This window comes from Paenibacillus sp. FSL K6-1330, assembly GCF_037976825.1.
Classification (GTDB): Bacteria; Bacillota; Bacilli; order Paenibacillales; family Paenibacillaceae; genus Paenibacillus_AQ.
The window spans coordinates 5,427,664-5,445,023 of the sequence record NZ_CP150269.1 but is presented as its reverse complement, the minus strand read 5'-3'; the positions used below and the strand labels follow the sequence as shown (position 1 = coordinate 5,445,023).

14 protein-coding genes are annotated in these 17,360 nt (G+C 49.8%); 10 read left to right on the top strand and 4 right to left on the bottom strand.

Annotated elements, in window-relative coordinates:
• Positions 1–43: 43 nt before the first annotated feature.
• The 6 genes from NYE54_RS24820 to NYE54_RS24795 all read left to right on the top strand — a co-directional run bounded on the left by NYE54_RS24820 (position 44) and on the right by NYE54_RS24795 (position 7,883).
• The gene (locus NYE54_RS24820) at positions 44–685 is read left to right on the top strand and encodes a helix-turn-helix domain-containing protein (protein ID WP_339266915.1); all 642 of its coding nucleotides are present in this window, start codon (positions 44–46) and stop codon (positions 683–685) included.
• 6 nt (positions 686–691) lie between these two features.
• Positions 692–1,201, top strand: coding sequence for a DUF4188 domain-containing protein (locus NYE54_RS24815; protein WP_215158737.1), 510 nt, complete (start codon positions 692–694; stop codon positions 1,199–1,201).
• A 468-nt stretch (positions 1,202–1,669) separates the two neighbouring features.
• Positions 1,670–3,334, top strand: a complete 1,665-nt coding sequence (locus NYE54_RS24810; protein WP_339266912.1) for a DUF4091 domain-containing protein — start codon at positions 1,670–1,672, stop codon at positions 3,332–3,334.
• 374 nt (positions 3,335–3,708) lie between these two features.
• Positions 3,709–5,163 carry a PLP-dependent aminotransferase family protein gene (locus tag NYE54_RS24805; RefSeq protein WP_339266910.1) on the top strand — a complete coding sequence of 485 codons (1,455 nt, stop codon included), beginning with the start codon at positions 3,709–3,711 and terminating at the stop codon, positions 5,161–5,163.
• Between the two features lie 590 nt (positions 5,164–5,753).
• Complete coding sequence (locus NYE54_RS24800; RefSeq protein WP_076325658.1) at positions 5,754–6,671, top strand: D-alanine--D-alanine ligase; 918 nt, start codon at positions 5,754–5,756, stop codon at positions 6,669–6,671.
• A gap of 6 nt (positions 6,672–6,677) precedes the next feature.
• The gene (locus tag NYE54_RS24795; RefSeq protein ID WP_339266908.1) at positions 6,678–7,883 is read left to right on the top strand and encodes an aminotransferase class I/II-fold pyridoxal phosphate-dependent enzyme; all 1,206 of its coding nucleotides are present in this window, start codon (positions 6,678–6,680) and stop codon (positions 7,881–7,883) included.
• Here NYE54_RS24795 and NYE54_RS24790 read toward each other — a convergent pair.
• Positions 7,869–8,774, bottom strand: coding sequence for an AraC family transcriptional regulator (locus NYE54_RS24790; protein WP_339266906.1), 906 nt, complete (start codon positions 8,772–8,774; stop codon positions 7,869–7,871). The genes NYE54_RS24795 and NYE54_RS24790 overlap by 15 nt on opposite strands.
• Before the next feature lie 219 nt (positions 8,775–8,993).
• Here NYE54_RS24790 and NYE54_RS24785 point away from each other — a divergent pair, with 219 nt between their 5' ends.
• Positions 8,994–9,881, top strand: a complete 888-nt coding sequence (locus tag NYE54_RS24785; RefSeq protein ID WP_339266904.1) for a sugar phosphate isomerase/epimerase family protein — start codon at positions 8,994–8,996, stop codon at positions 9,879–9,881.
• Between the two features lie 23 nt (positions 9,882–9,904).
• The gene (locus tag NYE54_RS24780) at positions 9,905–10,936 is read left to right on the top strand and encodes a Gfo/Idh/MocA family oxidoreductase (protein WP_076325662.1); all 1,032 of its coding nucleotides are present in this window, start codon (positions 9,905–9,907) and stop codon (positions 10,934–10,936) included.
• Positions 10,937–11,093: 157 nt separating this feature from the next.
• On the opposite strand, the gene NYE54_RS24775 is transcribed toward NYE54_RS24780, so the two are convergent.
• From NYE54_RS24775 to NYE54_RS24765, 3 genes are read right to left on the bottom strand one after another with little or no spacing between them, the layout of a single operon-like run.
• The gene (locus NYE54_RS24775) at positions 11,094–11,990 is read right to left on the bottom strand and encodes a sugar phosphate isomerase/epimerase family protein (RefSeq protein WP_339266902.1); all 897 of its coding nucleotides are present in this window, start codon (positions 11,988–11,990) and stop codon (positions 11,094–11,096) included.
• Positions 11,991–12,040: 50 nt separating this feature from the next.
• Positions 12,041–12,898 carry a sugar phosphate isomerase/epimerase family protein gene (locus tag NYE54_RS24770; protein WP_076325664.1) on the bottom strand — a complete coding sequence of 286 codons (858 nt, stop codon included), beginning with the start codon at positions 12,896–12,898 and terminating at the stop codon, positions 12,041–12,043.
• Positions 12,895–13,953, bottom strand: a complete 1,059-nt coding sequence (locus NYE54_RS24765) for a Gfo/Idh/MocA family oxidoreductase (protein ID WP_076325665.1) — start codon at positions 13,951–13,953, stop codon at positions 12,895–12,897. The genes NYE54_RS24770 and NYE54_RS24765 overlap by 4 nt, the downstream gene beginning before the upstream one ends.
• 126 nt (positions 13,954–14,079) lie before the next feature.
• On the opposite strand from NYE54_RS24765, the gene NYE54_RS24760 reads away from it, so the two are divergent.
• Together NYE54_RS24760 and NYE54_RS24755 are read left to right on the top strand one after the other, a co-directional pair.
• On the top strand, positions 14,080–14,937 hold the full coding sequence (locus NYE54_RS24760) for an AraC family transcriptional regulator (protein WP_076325666.1): 858 nt from the start codon (positions 14,080–14,082) through the stop codon (positions 14,935–14,937).
• Positions 14,938–15,265: 328 nt separating this feature from the next.
• Complete coding sequence (locus tag NYE54_RS24755) at positions 15,266–17,029, top strand: glycerol-3-phosphate dehydrogenase/oxidase (protein ID WP_339266899.1); 1,764 nt, start codon at positions 15,266–15,268, stop codon at positions 17,027–17,029.
• Positions 17,030–17,360 lie beyond the last annotated feature (331 nt).

The following is a 17,360-nucleotide window of genomic DNA, read 5'->3' as shown; positions in this document are numbered from 1 at the left end:
TGTTAATTTATTTACATAAGTTAACTTTAAGGGGGCTATCACAATGGATCCGGATATCCCATTAAGGGAGTTAAAAAAAGCCAAGAACAAAATCGCGCTGTATGAAGCGGCATTATCCTTGATGAGCGATCGGATGTTCAGCCAGGTTATGGTGGAGGACATCTGCAGGCGAGCCGAAATCTCAAAAGTCACTTTTTTTAAGTTCTATCAACACAAAGAGGATCTGCTGATTTATTTTATGCGGGTATGGCTGACCAAACGGGTTATCGAGATCGATACGGAAGGGAAAAAGGGATTTCAGGCTTTCCGGCATCTGTTGTCCCAAGTGGCTAATGAGCATCAAGTGAGGCCAGGCATGATGCCAAGCCTGATCTCCTTTCTCGCGGAGCAGAACATGCAGCCCTGCATGCCGGAGCTCAGCTCTGCGGAAGTATCGCTGCTCTTTCCCGGACACGAGGAAGCGGGAAGCAAGTCACCTAACATGTACGATTTGTTCCAGCAGTTCATGAAGGAAGAGGAGCAAGCCGGAAGGCTGAACAAAGCTTTTACCTTGGAGCAAGCTGTGCAGATTTGTTTCACCATTTTTTATGGCGCGTTTCTGACGGCGCAATTGTATAATTCAACCGAAATCAGTCGCTTTTACGAAACGCATCTTGGTCTGCTAGAAATAAAGGAAGAGGAGTGAACAGGTATGAGCAAAGTCATTCCAGGTCGATATACCGCACACATGGAAGGATCCTTCGTTGTATTCGTGATCGGGTTTCGGATTAACAAGTGGTGGGCGGTCCATAAGTGGCTGCCTGTCATGAATGCCATGTCCCCGATGCTTCAGGAGCTGTACCGGAACAAGGATGAGCTCGGTTTCATGGACGGTACCTATCATTTTTCCGGCAAGGGGCTTACTCTTATTCAATATTGGAGGAGTTTCGAACACCTGGAGCATTACGCCCGTCACGGAGCCAATCACCTGAAGGCATGGCGGGATTTCAACCGCAAGATTGGAACGGGAGGGGACGTAGGGATATTCCACGAAACCTATTTGGTTCCGGAAGGACAATATGAATGTCTGTACAACAATATGCCGAGGTTCGGTTTGGCAAAAGCGGGGGCCCATGTCCCCGCGACGGGACGCAGGGAAACGGCAAGCCGGCGGCTTGGCCGCGAGGGAGAACCAGCAGTGCCGACTCCTCCAAATCCGTAGTTTCGGTCTATAGTCGGTTGATCTCCCTCTGTTGCCGCAGCTTAAGACAAGGATAATTACCATAGCTTATGGGCGGTGTAAATGCTATGGAAGTCGTGATGCTTTCGACTTGTTTTTCTTCCGTACTCCAAAAAAGTGTTGGTAATCCCCGTTCATTCTTCTATGTCGGGCGCAAACGCATTTGCCGCTTTCCCGCTGTACGGGCTCAATATATCAGGCTTACCATTTTGGAATCGAGATGGTGTCCGCGTCTGTCCGGCTTTGAAGTATACTGTAGCTCGCAGGATTGATGGGAGAATTCTAGCATCTTCGCGGAATTCCGGTATGGAGCCATAATAAGGCGGCCACCGCAAAGGAGCGGTGGCTCCTTTTTTTTTCGAAAACGCAAAATTCACCTTCCGTTTCATCCAGATTAGTGTAAGATGTACGTGAAAGTATCCCATTTCATTGTAGAGAGGTGTAACCTGCATGAGTCATTCCGTATCATTTGAGACCCGGCTGTTGAGCTCTTTGTCCAAAGTATTTGCCGATGAAGAACTATCCCAAGCCTCGTATGACAGAGGGTCGTCGTTTGGCAATGAGACGTACTCGTTTCAAGTTGCTTACCGTTCCAATCGCTTGTTGAAAAACATCCGGGTTCATCTGCAATCTGAGTTGAGCGAGCGGATTACCGTCCGTTCTGTAGGCCTGGTTCCATCGGAGATGCCTACATATTATGATCATGACGAGTTTATCTTAAGAGCTACGCCCGGGCTGTATCCGGACCCGCTGCTGCCTCTGACATCAGAGCCTGTGATAACCGGATGCCCGAACCAGTGGAGAAGTCTATGGATTACGGTACAGCCTGAGGGTGAGATCAAGGGCGGTACATATGAAATCCAGCTTCGTTTTGAAGCGGAATCGGGGGAGTCGCTTGGGGAAGAGGTATTCACACTGGAAGTGATTCCGGCAGCCTTGCCGGACCAGACGCTGATTCATACGGAATGGTTTCATGCCGATTGCTTGGCGAACTACTACGAGGTGGAGATTTTTAGTGAACGGCATTGGACGTTGATCGGTCAATTTATGCGGACCGCCGCTCAGCATGGCATCAATATGATCCTGACCCCATTGTTTACGCCTCCGCTGGATACAGAAGTGGGCGGAGAACGGCCAACGGTGCAACTGGTTGACGTGGCTGTTACCCAGGATGGAACATATGCGTTTGGGTTTGATAAGCTGGACCGCTGGGCAGACCTGTGTAATTCTAATGGGATTCAGTACCTGGAATTCTCGCATCTTTTCACCCAGTGGGGAGCCGGGCATGCGCCGAAGATTATCGCTAACGTGAACGGAAAGCCTGAGAAGCTGTTCGGATGGGAGACGGATGCAACCGGAGAAGCGTATCATGCCTTCATCAGACAATTCATACCGGCCCTCACCGGTTGGATTGAAAGCCGGGGACTTGAGCAGCGCTGTTATTTCCATGTATCCGATGAGCCATCCGAGTCCCATCTGGAGGCTTACGGTCATGCAAGCCGGCTGATGAACGAGCTGCTGCCGGATTACCCGATCATTGACGCGCTCTCCGATATTTCGTTCTATGAGCAGGGGCTGGTGAAGCGTCCGATTCCGGCCAGCAATCACATTGAGCCTTTTCTGGATCAACAGGTAACGCCACTGTGGACCTATTATTGCTGTTCCCAGTACAAGGAAGTGTCCAACCGTTTCTTCAATTTGCCTTCGGCAAGAAACCGGATCATCGGGATTCAGCTGTATAAGTTTAATATCGAGGGATTTCTCCATTGGGGATATAACTTTTGGAATTCGCAATACTCGAAACGCGCCATTGATCCGTTCAAGGTGACGGATGCGGATTGCGGTTTTCCTTCCGGGGATGCTTTTGTGGTCTACCCTGGTGAAGAAGGACCGATTGAATCCATTAGACTGAAGGTATTTCAGGAAGCGCTTCAGGATTTGAGAGCGCTTCAGCTGCTGGAGACGCAGATCGGCAGAGAGGCTGTGCTGCAGGCGCTGGAGGAAGGGCTCGAAGAGCCAATCACCTTTAAGACTTATCCGAGGGAGCAGGAATGGCTGCTGTCGAAGCGGCAGTTGATCAACGATAAGATCAAGGAAAGTTTGGTTGTGAAGTAAGCCGGCTGGCGGCTTATTTAGACTAATCAGGCGATTTAGGCCGCATGAATCATCCGTAAAACTGCCCCATCTTCTTTTGAGAAGGTGGGGCAGTTTTTGATTTGCATAACGGCTGCTTTTTCCTCGCACGGATGGTTTCTTCCAGGATGCATACTTGCTTAGGCGAGTTCCCTTATGGTTCCATGGTTAGGGAGATGGCATGTTTCTAAAGTATACCGATGTCAAGGGCAGACCGATCATAGAGATGAGATGTTTGGGATTCTGGGAACGTTTAGCCGTTACCGGGTAAACCACGCCCGAGGCGAAAGAGGCCTGCCGTGGTTCTAGTGGTATCTCCGAAAATATGCCATCATAAGAGCAAGGGGGAACGGACGATGTATTTGGATTTCAAGTTGGCGAATGACCGCCCGGCGTATATTCAAGTCAAAGATTACATGAAGCGCTTGATGACGACCGGGGCGCTGCAAGCCGATCAGAAGCTCCCCTCCACGCGCGAGCTAAGCGCGCTGTTTCGGGTAGGCCGTAATACGGTCCTGAGTGCTTACTCGGATTTGGAGGATGAAGGTTATATCTACGCGGTTAAAGGGCAAGGGCACTTTGTTGTCCCTTCGATCAGCGGGGCATCCATGCAGCCCGAAGGCAAACGGCTGGACTGGGGTCCTCGTCTGAACGAATACGCCAGGCTTGCGGAAGAGAATGATCTGATGAAACACGGCATCCGCGCTGAGAAGGGCTCCATATCTTTTACAAGCATCGCTCCCGATGAGAAGCTGTTCGATCTGCAAAATGTCAAACGTGCATTCCTGGACCGGATGTCGCTTGAAGGTGATGTACTTCTAAACTACGGTTACGCCAAGGGCTATAAACCGCTTATTGATTACCTCCTCCGTTATATGGAGAACAAGGGCGTGAACATTCAGGGTAAGGATATGCTGATCACCAGCGGTTTTACGGAAGGATTAAGTCTGGTGCTATCCGCCTTGAACAAAGGGCATGGCCGCATTCTGTGCGAGAATCCTACCCATCATACAGCTATTAAAAATTTCAAAATGCACGGGTACGCCATTACCGGCGTCGAGATGGAGCAAGACGGCATCAGCCTGACGGGGCTTGCACGCGAGCTGTCGGAGCGGACGTACGACATGGCGTACCTTGTGCCTTCCTATCATAATCCTACAGGAATCGTGATGTCTCACCAGAAGAGGCTGGAAGCGCTCCGGCTGCTGAATGAGTACGAAATTCCCGTTATCGAAGACGGTTTCAACGAAGAGCTGCGCTATTCGGGCTCGCACATCGCGCCTCTCGTTGCATGTGCAGGCGGAGAGAACAACAGCGTGATCTATTTGGGCAGCTTCTCCAAAATCCTATTTCCTGGCCTGCGAGTCGGTTGGGTGCTTGCCGACAAGACCTTGATTCATTATCTGGAGAGCGTGAAGCGCGCCCGCAGCATTCATACGTCGACCCTGGATCAATCCCTGCTCTTTCAATATCTGTACAACGGCAACTTCGAGAAATATTTAAAGAGGGCGAAGGCCGAGTACAAGCGGAAATATGAGCTGGCGATCCGCTGCTGCGAGGAGTGGATTCCGATGGAGCGGTTGTCCGGCGACGGCGGGCTTCACCTGTTTGTTGAATTCGGTCCCGACTTCCGGACCCGGGAACTGTTAGAGGCATGCTCAGCCCAGGGAGTGGTGTTCACGCCGGGCGACATTTTCTATACCGATGGCGGCGGCCATCACACCATGCGCCTCGGATTCTCCCGCGTCTCCGACGAGAACATCGAGAAGGGAATCCGCATCATCGGCGAGGCGGCCAGAAAGCTGGTGTAGTAAAGCTTCAACGGAGAAGGCGGAATGATTCTGTAGAAGCGCAGCGTTCTCCTTTGCCGTCGGATTTCAACAAATGAATATTCAATCAGCAGAAATCTGAGGGCAACAGAGATCGGAAGAATAATCCGCATGCGTAGTGATGAGCAGCTTGCAAGGAAGTTGGTCTGAGAAAAAGAACTTTTGACTGCAACGGAGAAGGCGGAATGATTCTGTAGAAGCGCAGCGTTCTCCTTTGCCGTCGGATTTCAACAAATGAATATTCAATCAGCGGAAATCTGAGGGCAACAGAGATCGGAAGAATAATCCGCATGCGGAGTGATGCTCAGCTTGCAAGGAAGTTGGTCTGAGAAAAAGAACTTTTGACTTCAACGGAGAAGGCGGAATTATTGTGTAGAAGCGCAGCGTTCTCCTTTGCCGTCGGATTTTAACAATGAGTATTCAAACCAGTAGAAATCTGAGGGCAACAGAGATCGGAAGAATAATCCGCATGCGTAGTGATGATCAGCTTACAAGGAAGTCGGATCTCTGACTGCAACGGTGAAGGCGGGGCATGCGGAGAGGTGTCACAAAACTTTTAGGAGGTCTACATCATGAAGGTTGGCGTCATCATGGGAGGCGTATCATCCGAGCGTGAAGTTTCGCTAATGACTGGCAAAGAGATGATCGCTCATCTGGATAAAAGCCGCTACGAGGTTTATCCGATCGAGATTAACAATAAACGCGAGCTGATCAGCAAAACGAAAGGCATCGATATTGCTTTGCTCGCCCTGCACGGGCAATACGGGGAAGACGGGACGGTGCAAGGCACACTCGACTCCCTGGGCATTCCGTATACAGGCAGCGGTGTTCTCTCCAGCAGCGTTTGCATGGATAAAGACCTGAGCAAGAAGCTGCTGCGGTACGAGGGATTGATTACAGCCGATTGGATCATGGTCAGCAGTATGGAGGAGTTGGCCGCCGCTGACGTGGAGGGACTCGGATTTCCTGTCGTGGTGAAGCCGAATGCAGGCGGGTCCAGCGTGGGCACTCGGATCGTGCGTGATTCGGCAGCCCTTGCTTCTGCCGTCGAAGAGGCATTGCGGTGGGACCGCTCGGTGATGATCGAGCAAATGATCAAGGGAGAAGAGATTACTTGCCCGGTCTTGAACGGCGAGATGCTCCCGATTGTGTCCATCAAGCCGAACTCCGAGTTTTTCGATTATACATCCAAATACGAAGAAGGCGAAGCGGATGAGCAAGTAATTGAGCTTCCTGCCGAACTTCAGCAGCGGGTGCGCGCAGCTGCGCTTCAATGCTATAAGGCGCTGAAGTGCAGTGTGTATGCCCGAATCGATATCATCCTGAAGGAAGAGACTCCTTATATTTTGGAGGTCAATACGCTTCCGGGTTTAACGAAGAACAGTTTGCTGCCAAGAAGCGCGGAAGCGGCGGGCTATTCGTTCAGCGGGCTTTTGGATGCCATCATTGAAACTTCATTATCGGAACGAAAAAGCGAAGGCAAGGAGTAGAGGCATATGAATACAACGAGCAGCTTTCTAACATCAACGGTGCAAGTCATGCCGCCTTCCGGCATCCGGCAATTTTTTAATGCGGCGGAAGCGGATGATGATGTCATTTCTCTCGGCGTGGGGGAACCGGATTTTGTGACGCCATCGTGTGCGATTGAGGCCTGCAAACGAGCTCTGGAGCATGGCCGCACGATGTATACGCCGAATGAAGGGCTAATGGAGCTAAGGGAAGGGATTGCGGAATATCTGGATACCGGATTCCAGCTGCAATACGAACCGACGAGAGAGATACTGGTCACGGTTGGCGGCAGCGAAGCGATTGATCTTACGCTGCGGGCGCTCATTTCGCCGGGAGATGAAATTATTATTCCCGTGCCGGGATATGTCGCTTATGCTCCTCTTGTGCAATTGAACGGAGGAACTGTTGTTGAACTGGAGCTCTCAGCAGAGCATAACTTCAAATTGACTGCGGATGCGCTGCAGAAGGCGATTACCCCTCGGACGAAAGCGATCGTTGTTAACTTTCCAAGCAATCCGACAGGCGCCGTGATGACCTATGAGGATTGGCTTCCGATTGCGCACCTTGCGGTTACGCACAATTTGGTGGTGATTTCAGACGAGATGTATGCCGAGCTTACCTATGGCCGCACGCATACCAGTATTGCTTCGCTGCCTCGGATGCGGGAGCGCACCATCGTCATTGGTGGATTTTCCAAAGCCTTTGCCATGACGGGCTGGCGGGTGGGTTACCTCTGCGGCGATTCCCACTTGGTGAGCGCTATGGTCAAGATTCATCAGTATACTGCGCTCTGTGCACCCATCATGGGGCAGATTGCGGCTCTCGAATGTTTAAGGAATGGACTCGGGGATCGGGACGTGATGAAGCAGGCTTATGATGAACGCAGAAAGATGTTTGTGCAAGGTCTGACCGATATCGGCCTAAGCTGCCGCGATCCTCAGGGTGCTTTCTACGCGTTCCCCAGCATAACCGGAACGGGTCTGGGCTCGCAGCAGTTTGCGGAGCGATTGCTTCGGGAGGCAAAAGTCGCCGTTGTACCCGGTCATGTGTTTGGCGCCGGGGGCGAAGGCTTTATTCGCTGCTCGTATGCAACTTCGTCCGATCAATTGAGCGAAGCACTCGACCGAATGGAGCGCTGGCTTCGAACGCATGCAAGTGCTGACCGTGGTCTGCCCACCTTACAGAATTCTTGAGAGTTTACGGTAATCGGTAGCGGTAATTCCCTCCAGTCTGCGGAAGATCCGGCTGAAATAATGAATGTCCGGGTATCCGACCCCTTCGCCAACCATCTCGATCGAGATGTCGGATTCCCGGAGAAGCCGGCGCGCTTCGCGATGACGAACGGTTTGCACGAATTCACTTGGCGGCATTCCGGCAAAGCGTTTAAACAATTTGGCGGTATGATCCGGGCTTAACATCAAATGCTCCGCAATCACTTTGTTGCTCCAGTCTTTGGCTGGAGCTTTTTCGATTTGAGACATCAGTTCAATCAGTTTGGCATCGTGCGGTGACGTTTCCGTCAAGGCTTGGGAAGGATGCGTCCGAAGCAGTTGCACGAGCACATCCAGCATCAGCCCTTTGCAGGCAAGCTCATAGCCGGCGGGACGCAGGGTGAATTCCTCCACGATTCGTTCCATCATCTGAACGCAAGGCAATGGTGGCGTGTAGATGACACGGGAAGAGAGTGGGGGAAATGCGGAGGACACCGCTTCATGCGCGAATTTATCTGTATCCAGCACGGCTTCATTCACGATCATATCAGCTTCGGTCTGTATGTCCAGCTCATCAAAGAAATCAAAATGAATCCCCAGAAACCGCGCATCAGGATGGGAAACCACCTCATTCTGATGGTAAACACCTGACGGCAGAAAGATCAACTGACCAGCTTCGATGCGATAGCGGTTCCCGTACATCGTTGTAGCGGCTTCCCCTTGGTATACATAGAGCAGTTCAAAATCGTATAACCTGCGCTGCGGGAGTGATCCCGTCGCCATGCGTTGAAACTGAGCATAGTGAATGCAGGGTGACCATTCCCTAAAAGGCGCTTCGCGTTTTATCGGAAAATTGAGATCCATATCGGCCATTGTAAACTCACTCCAAAATGTTATTAAGAGATGATAAATAGAACGGAATTGTCCAAATAATCACTTTTCTATCTAAATCATTTGGCGGAATATTTATTTATTATATAAGTATTATTACATCCGAATGGTTTATTTACAACTTGACGGAAAAAGTCAAATGATGTGTTTCAGAAAACGAGTGTTACAACATCAACCTATTGATTTTAGGAGGGATTCACGATGAAGAAAGGGATTAATATCTGGTCGTTCCCGGGAGATGCTTCCATCTCCGACTGCATCCGATTGGCAAAAGAAGCTGGGTTTGAAGGAATCGAATTGTCATTAAACCAAACAGGGGAGCTCGGACTTCAGGCTGGCGACAAGGAAGTACAGGCCATAGCGGCACAGCTGAAAGAAGCGGACCTGGAAATCGCGGGTTTGGCAACAGGTTTGTATTGGGAATACCCGATGACAAGTGATGACCCGGCTGTCCGTGAGAAGGCCATGGATATTTGCAAGAAGCAGCTGGAACTCGCGTCCGCTTTTGGAGTGGATGCCATACTTGTGATCCCAGGGGCGGTCGGGGTCGATTTCGTTCCCGGTTCAGCAGTTATTGACTACGAATATGCCTACGAGCGGGCTCAAGAATCCATTCGTAAGCTGGTTCCTTACGCGGAAAGCGCCGGCGTTGCCATCGCACTCGAGAATGTATGGAATAAATTCCTGCTGTCACCGCTGGAGTTGCGGACCTTCATTGATGAGATCGGTTCCGAATATGTCGGCTCCTATTTCGACGTAGGCAATGTTGTGCATAACGGTTATCCGGAGCACTGGATTCGGATTTTGGGTGAGCGGATCAAAAAAGTCCATTTCAAAGATTACCGCAGACAGGCAGGCGGATTGCACGGTTTTGTCGACCTGTTGGCAGGGGACGTTAATTATCCGGCCGTTGTTGAAGCGCTGCGCTTGATCGGCTATGACAACTATGTCACGGCAGAGATGATCCCGGCGTATACCCACTATTCGGAGCAGATCATATTTAATACATCCAATGCAATGGATGCGATTCTTGGACGTACGCCATCTTTGCGCAAGCCGGATGCACGCCAGCATCAAGGCCAATCATAATAAGGGATACGGAGGGAAAGAGAATGCTAAAAATCGGAATATTGGGATTTGGTTTCATGGGGCGCATGCATTTCGACAATTATGTTCGACTAGCCGAAGAGGGTGCGGACATCCAACTGGTGGCGATTTGCGATCTGCGTATTGATGAGCTTAAGGACAGCAAAGCCAACGGCAATATGGCGACCGAGCGGGATGTATACGACCTGGAGCCCTATCATCTTTATGACCATGTGGACAAAATGCTGGAGAATGAAGAGCTGGATATAGTGGATGTATGCCTGCCGACATATTTGCATGCAGACATGTCCTGCATGCTGCTGGAGAAGGGCATTCACGTCATGTGCGAGAAACCTGTCGCAGGCAGCTCGGAGGAAGCCTGGCGCATGGTGAAAACAGCGGAGCGCACAGGAAAAACGCTCATGATCGGACAATGCCTGCGTTTCTGGCCAGCCTATGAATATTTGAAAGAATGTGTGGAGGACGGCCGTTATGGAAGCATCGTTGCAGGCGAATTCTTCCGGGGATCGGAGCCGCCTAAAGGCTGGTTCCTGGAAGGAGACAAGAGTGGTGGCTGCATTACGGACATGCATGTGCATGACGTGGATATGATCCACTATCTTATGGGCAAACCTGAGCGGGTATCGACATTCGCCAAAACGATTATTAAAGGAAGCTCGTACGATATCGTATCCACCCACTACAGTTTCCCGGATGGCAAAGTGATTAACGCGCATGCGGATTGGACACTGCACGGCGAACACGGTTTCTATATGGGATATCGGGTGAATCTGGAAGAGGCTACGCTGGTGTTTGAGAATAATGAACTGACGGTGTACCCTGAAAACGCTCCAGGCTTTACGGCTGAGCTGTCCGAGGATTCCGGCTATTACCGTGAACTCCGGTATTTCATTGAGCATGTTGCGCAAGGAAAGCCGGTAACGGTATGTACACCAGAAAGCGCTGCCGGATCGCTAGAAATTATTGAAGCCGAGATTCGTTCCGCGAGAGCGAACGGCGCTTTGGAGACGGTATCTGGGAAACAGGTAGTATCCTAATTTTACTTACTATAGGGTAGAACAAATATAAACAAGGCCAATCAGGGAATAACCTGATTGGCCTTGTTTAGTTATTTGGTTAATGAGCTCATTGCAGATGACCAAAGCAATAGCGCCTGATATCCCACAGCAAGAACACTAAATAATCGTGTAAACGTTAAGCTCTGAATGTTTTCAAGAAGTCCACGGCGAGCTTGATATCCGCTTCCGGATTGGCTTTCACTTCACGTTCGATTGTCAGATACCCCGTATAGCCAATATCCTTGAGAGCTTGCAAGTAAGCATTCCAGTTAACGCCACCTTCTCCAAGAGGTACCTCACGGAACTTCTCGCCGGATTCAGCCATATCGGCAATTTTGTCATGGTCAAGCGCAGGTGCTTCGTATCCGAAATCACCGTATACATCGCGAGGATCGATATAGTCAGCCAGCTTGATTCCGTCCTTCGCGTGTGTATGAACGATATAATCTTTCAGATTGTACACACCCTGTACCGGATCGTCTCCAGTGACCATGACCATATTGGCAGGATCAAAGTTAACGGACACACCGTTGGAACCGAGGCCATCCAGGAATGATTTCAAATGAGCAGAAGGCTCCGGACCTGTCTCGATGGCAAAGAAGGCGTCCATCGACTTCGCGAGTGTGCTAAGCTCCAGACAAGCTTTATGCATCGTTTCATATACGCGGCTGTTATGATCTTGCGGCACGATACCGATATGCGTGGTGATGATATTGGTTCCCAGCTCCAAGCCGAGCTCCATGATTCGTTTGGATTTCTCGATTTTAGCCGCATTTTCGGCAGGGTCCTGGAAACCGTGTCCGCCAAGGTCACCAACGAGAGCGGAGATTTCAAGTCCCAGTGAATCGATGTAATCCTTCAATTCTTTACGGGCCGAAGCAGAGAGGTTGGCCGGATCCATTTCGCCATGAACGGCATAGATCTGAACGCCGTCTGCTCCGACATCCCGGGCTTTAAGAAGGCCGTCTCTTACTCCAACTCGAAAGCTGTCAACAATAACGCCAATTTTGTTAGGCATGATAGGCTTCGACATCCTAATATCCCCCTTGTATCATCCTTGTGTTCATCCATCGACCGTCTAACTTAAACTTCATTCCAGGCTTTACGGACATATTCCAATCCAAACTTAGCTCCCGTGCGGCAATCTTCCAGCCCCTCGAATTCAATCGAGATGTAACCGTCATAACCGGATTCCTTCACGATGCGAACGACTTCGGGCATATCGATATCGCCTTGGCCGACAATCGCGCCACGCAGCCAGTTGCCGCTGGAGGTATTAAACCAACCGGATCCAGGTGCGCGGTGAGCCGGGCGATAATAGAAGTCCTTGAAGTGAACCATCGAGGCCAAGCCGATGTTATTCTTGACAGCCACAGTGGACACCTCATCTGCACAGAGGAAGTTTCCGATATCCAGGGTTGTTTTGAAGTTAGGGTGATTCACGGTCTGAACCAGCGCTTTTACACGGTCGCTATGTTGAATGAAATAGCCATGGTTCTCCACGCTTGTCGTAATGCCGCGTTCAGCCGCATAATCGGCAATGATCCGGCATGCATTGGCGAGGCGGGGAAGCTCCTCCAGGAAATGCGTGATGGACAAGTCTTTGGAAGAGGCTACGTCATGACGCATCAGCTTAACGCCAAGTGCGGCTGCGATGTCCACTTCACCTTTAACTCGTTCAATCTCCGCTTCATATGCAGCGTCATCCAATTCCGCAAAATTGGCGCCGATGGCATAGTTGGAAATTTCAAGCCCTTTGGAAGCGGCATGGGATTTAATTGTATCGATCAACTCCGGTGTTTCCTTCAGGTTAAAGCCGAGCGGAACGATCTCGATATGCTCTCCACCGATTTCTGCAACGTAGTCGATGACATCGGTAATGGTCATTTCGCCTTTGTTCATGGCCTGGTACAGGCTGTACGAGCTTATTCCAAGTTTCATAGTAGAACTTCAACCCCTTTTTCGGCGGATTCATAGATCCCGCACAGAATCTTCATGATCTCAACGCCGTCTTCTACTGGGCTGAGAGGTGATGTGCCGTTCTCGATGCTGGAAATGAAATGATCGACTTCGCTTTGGAAAGCCGCGTCGAACGCGAATCCTGTGCTGTCTGTCTGAGGCTGAATGTTGATGATGGTATCGTGTTTCTCCGTGACGATGACCACTTCAGGATCAATTTCAAAGCCGCCCTTGTCTCCATATAATTTAACGGATTGCAGATTTTCCTTAGCGTGCAGCGTGAAGCTGACGTCCACCAGTATAGAAGCGCCGTTTTCAAAACGAATCATCGCATTCGCCATATCCTCAACCGTGTTCTTCTCCGCGTCATAGTCAGCCGCTTTGTAGAAGGAGAGGTTGCGAACGTTAGAGCGATTGCCCAGCTTCCGGTATGTATTGGCGCTTACAGAAACTGGTTTAGGGCGACCCATCATGTACCAGCACAGATCAATGACATGCACGCCGATATCGATGAGAGGTCCGCCGCCGGAACGCTCAATGTCAGAGAACCAGCCGCCTGGATTGCCGAGACGGCGAACGGAGGAAGCCTTCGCGAAATAGATTTCCCCGAATTCACCCTTGTCTGCAAACTCGCGGAGCATTTGAGCGTTAGGATCGTAACGTCTTACGAAGCCGACCTGAAGCAGCTTGCCGGAAGATTTAACGGCTTCCTGTACTTGAAGCGCTTCCTCAACGGTACGGCAGAGAGGTTTCTCAACCAGAACGTGTTTGCCCGCATTCAGTGCCGCAATACTGATTTCGGCATGCGTATTGTTCCAGGTACAGATGCTTACAGCATCGATTTCCGGATCAGCCAGAAGTTCGTTATAATCGGTGTAGACTTTGGTAGCACCGTATTTTTCAGCTGCACGCTGTGCTCTTTCTTCATTTAAATCGCACACGGCGAGCAAATTCGCGTTCGCATGTTTTTGATAAGATTGCAAATGCATAGCAGAGATCGATCCCGTGCCAATGACGCCAATATTAATAGATTTCATGAGTTCACTCCTCTGAATTTACTGCATTACACTTTCGTATTATAATGCTTTTAGAGGAAGACACCATGATAAACCGTGCTGTTTGTTTGTACAATTGTGCTGTCTTACTGGAAGGAGATCAGAACATTGGACAAAACACTTCAAGAACCGATGACAATGCCGGATCCTCAGTTTCCGATTAAGGTCCATCGTTGCGAGTTTGACGGCCGGGGACAGGTTTTGTTTAACCATCATTGGCATGAACATCTTGAAATTCTATATATTATATCTGGGGAAGCGAGTCTGGAGTGCGGCTCGTCCACCTTCACGGTCAAGGAAGGCGATATGATCGTCATTAACCGGAATGAGCTGCATTACGGCCTCAGCTTATCGGATCATTTGTTTTATTATGCGTTAATCGCGGACTTTTCGCTGCTTCAGAGCCATTCGCTGGATGCAACCGAGATGAAATTCATCACACCCATCACCCAGAACCGGCTAATCTTCGAGAATCGAATTAGCGGGGATGATGCGCTAGCCTCCATGTTGTCCATCATTCATGAGCTGGAACAGCGGGAATTCGGTTATGAGCTGGCGGTCAAATCAGAGCTGTATCGGCTGCTTACGCTGCTTGTACGAGGTTATGTAGCGACGGTCCTTACACTGGATGAATACGTCGAGCGGATGAAGAATGTAGAGCGCTTTGCCCCGATATTCAAGTATATTGAGGAGCATTACCGGGAGGATTTGTCAGTGGAGCTCCTATCAAGCATGGCTGGTCTCAGCCGTTTTCATTTCAGTCGCTTGTTCAAGGAGATCAGCGGTCGGACCGTGACAGAGTATGTGAATGAGACGAGGCTCAACCGGGCGGATTATCTACTTCGTGAAAGTCCGCTTACGGTATCCGAAATCGCGGCTGCAACCGGATTTAATGATATTTATTATTTCAGTCGAACCTTCAAAAAATATAAAAGTATGGCTCCATCGGCTTTACGAAAAAAGTGAGAATCGGCTTTAACGGTTCTGAATGGGCTCCATGTAGACATAAGTATAAAAGCAACCTATAATGAATAATCATATTTATTGCATAAAGTGGCGGAGATAACGGAGAACCCTTTTGCTTAAATGCGTACTGTATTCGGTATGTATTCTTAGCAGAAGCGGTTCTTTTTTTGAAGAGATAAGAAAGTATAAACATCCGAGGCTTAGCATCCTTATCTCGCAAGAAAAACTTCCGCTAAATGCGGTCTGTCTTCAGATAAAGTACGTCGATAGACGTTGTTCTTATTATGGAATAGGTTCTTCATTATATTTTTAGAGAGGAGAATGTCAGGTGTACACAAGCTTATCCGCCAAGATGCGGACCCAATATTTGCAGGACATGTCGGCCGAAAAGCTGGATGTGCTGGTGATTGGCGGCGGTATCACGGGTGCGGGAATTGCTTGGGACGCCAGCTGTAGAGGGATGAGCGTCGGATTGGTGGAAATGAATGATTTTGCTTCGGGAACGAGTTGCAGATCAACGAAGCTGATTCATGGCGGTCTTCGGTATTTGAAGCAAGGAGAGATCGGCTTGGTACGCGAGGTAGGTTCTGAACGGGCACTGCTTCACCGGAGCGCTCCGCATCTGGTGGAGCCCATTCCCATGCTGCTCCCTATTTATAAAAAGGGTACTTATGGTTATCTTGCCAGCTCGATCGGGTTGTGTCTGTACGACTGGTTGGCAAGGGTCAAACGAAGTGAACGGCGAAAGATGTTCCGGCGCGAGAGTACCCTGACCCTTGAACCGCTCTTTCGAAAGGAGGGATTGAAAGGTTCCGGTTATTATTATGAATACCGAACCGATGATGCGCGATTAACGGTTGAAGTGATGAAGTCTGCAAGGGCCAAAGGAGCTCTCATCGCGAATTATGCCAAAGTCCAGGAATTCATGTATCGAGGAGGAAAAGTGGTAGGAGTTCACGTAGAAGACCAAGTGAGTGGTAAGACCTATACGATATGCGCCAAAAAAATCATCAATGCGGCCGGGCCATGGGTGGATCAGGTCAGGCTCAAGGATAATTCGCTCAAGGGAAAGCGGCTGCTCTTAACGAAAGGCGTTCACCTGGTGGTGGATCATGCCAAGCTTCCCATACGCCAGGCTGCTTATTTCGATGTGCCGGGTGGGAGAATGATTTTTGTCATTCCAAGAGAGGGCAAGACCTACATCGGAACGACCGATACCCTTTATGAGGGTGCGATTGAGAAGCCCGGTATTACCGAGGAGGATCGGCGGTATCTTATCGATGCGGTGAATCATGCTTTTCCGGAATCAAGGCTGAAGCTGAACGATATTGAATCCGGATGGTCGGGGTTACGACCACTCGTCGGCGAGGAAGGAAAGGATCCTTCGGAAATATCAAGGAAAGATGAGATGTTTATATCCGATTCCGGATTGATCACCATTGCAGGCGGAAAGCTGACCGGATTTCGGAAAATGGCTGAAAAGGTCGTGAATCTTGCAGCCAGACAGCTTCAAGACGGCGATGGCACCATCTATCCTCCTTGTACGACGGATCGTGTTCCCATCAGCGGAGGCGACCTGAATGGCCTCACCTATGAGGAGGTTCAGAAGAAGTTAATCAAGCAGGGTGAATCCCTCGGCATCAGACCCGAAGACATTGTGAGCCTCATGAACAGGTACGGCTCCAATACGATGGAACTGATGAACCGGATCGGTGCTTCTTCGCAGGAAGCAGACACGGTCGAGCTTCGATTGTTACGCGCGGAAATCGAGTATTCCATCGAATATGAGATGACGATGACCGCAGTGGACTTTCTGTTAAGAAGAACAGGCTGGATATTATTCGACCGGCAAAAAACCGAGCGAACCCTTGCTTCCGTGATGAGAATAATGCGTGAATATTTAGAATGGAATCATGTGGAAGTCAACAGGCAATGGGAGCTGCTGCAGGATCAATTGCAATTGGCATGGGGAATGGTGGAAGACAGCAGGATGGAACGGTTTACGGATCTGCCGGATCGGGAAGACGTCACAGGACCGCGCTCCGACGAGGAAGCCGAGCATTCCTCCGCCGTTTCAGCGATGAATCGATAGGAATCTTATTTATCAGGAGCATCTTGTCAAATGTAAAATGTGGATGTAGTATAACCATATAAAGTTATAGAGCTGGGCAGAGATGATGAGAAGCCCTTTGCATAACGAGAATCTTTCATTTGTCATGAATGAAGGCTTTTTCAATGCAAAGTGCTTCTCATTTTTTTGTATCCGCGTGGAACCGCTTGTCCAAGGACTAAAGGGCATGACGTTGTCATATGTATACTTTACGGATGGGGACTGTGGGTCCATAACAGAACTGATCTGGCCAGAACATGTCCAATTTACGTTTGCGGGCGAAATTACAGATTGAACATGCAGAGGAGAACGA

Excerpts from the sequence above, each read along its gene's own strand:
- NYE54_RS24775 (WP_339266902.1), bottom strand. The coding sequence starts at position 11,990 with ATGTCGAAGCCTATCATGCCTAACAAAATTGGCGTTATTGTTGACAGC.
- NYE54_RS24770 (WP_076325664.1), bottom strand. The coding sequence starts at position 12,898 with ATGAAACTTGGAATAAGCTCGTACAGCCTGTACCAGGCCATGAACAAA.
- NYE54_RS24815 (WP_215158737.1), top strand. The coding sequence starts at position 692 with ATGAGCAAAGTCATTCCAGGTCGATATACCGCACACATGGAAGGATCC.
- NYE54_RS24765 (WP_076325665.1), bottom strand. The coding sequence starts at position 13,953 with ATGAAATCTATTAATATTGGCGTCATTGGCACGGGATCGATCTCTGCT.
- NYE54_RS24785 (WP_339266904.1), top strand. The coding sequence starts at position 8,994 with ATGAAGAAAGGGATTAATATCTGGTCGTTCCCGGGAGATGCTTCCATC.
- NYE54_RS24780 (WP_076325662.1), top strand. The coding sequence starts at position 9,905 with ATGCTAAAAATCGGAATATTGGGATTTGGTTTCATGGGGCGCATGCAT.
- NYE54_RS24790 (WP_339266906.1), bottom strand. The coding sequence starts at position 8,774 with ATGGCCGATATGGATCTCAATTTTCCGATAAAACGCGAAGCGCCTTTT.
- NYE54_RS24795 (WP_339266908.1), top strand. The coding sequence starts at position 6,678 with ATGAATACAACGAGCAGCTTTCTAACATCAACGGTGCAAGTCATGCCG.
- NYE54_RS24820 (WP_339266915.1), top strand. The coding sequence starts at position 44 with ATGGATCCGGATATCCCATTAAGGGAGTTAAAAAAAGCCAAGAACAAA.
- NYE54_RS24800 (WP_076325658.1), top strand. The coding sequence starts at position 5,754 with ATGAAGGTTGGCGTCATCATGGGAGGCGTATCATCCGAGCGTGAAGTT.
- NYE54_RS24805 (WP_339266910.1), top strand. The coding sequence starts at position 3,709 with ATGTATTTGGATTTCAAGTTGGCGAATGACCGCCCGGCGTATATTCAA.
- NYE54_RS24810 (WP_339266912.1), top strand. The coding sequence starts at position 1,670 with ATGAGTCATTCCGTATCATTTGAGACCCGGCTGTTGAGCTCTTTGTCC.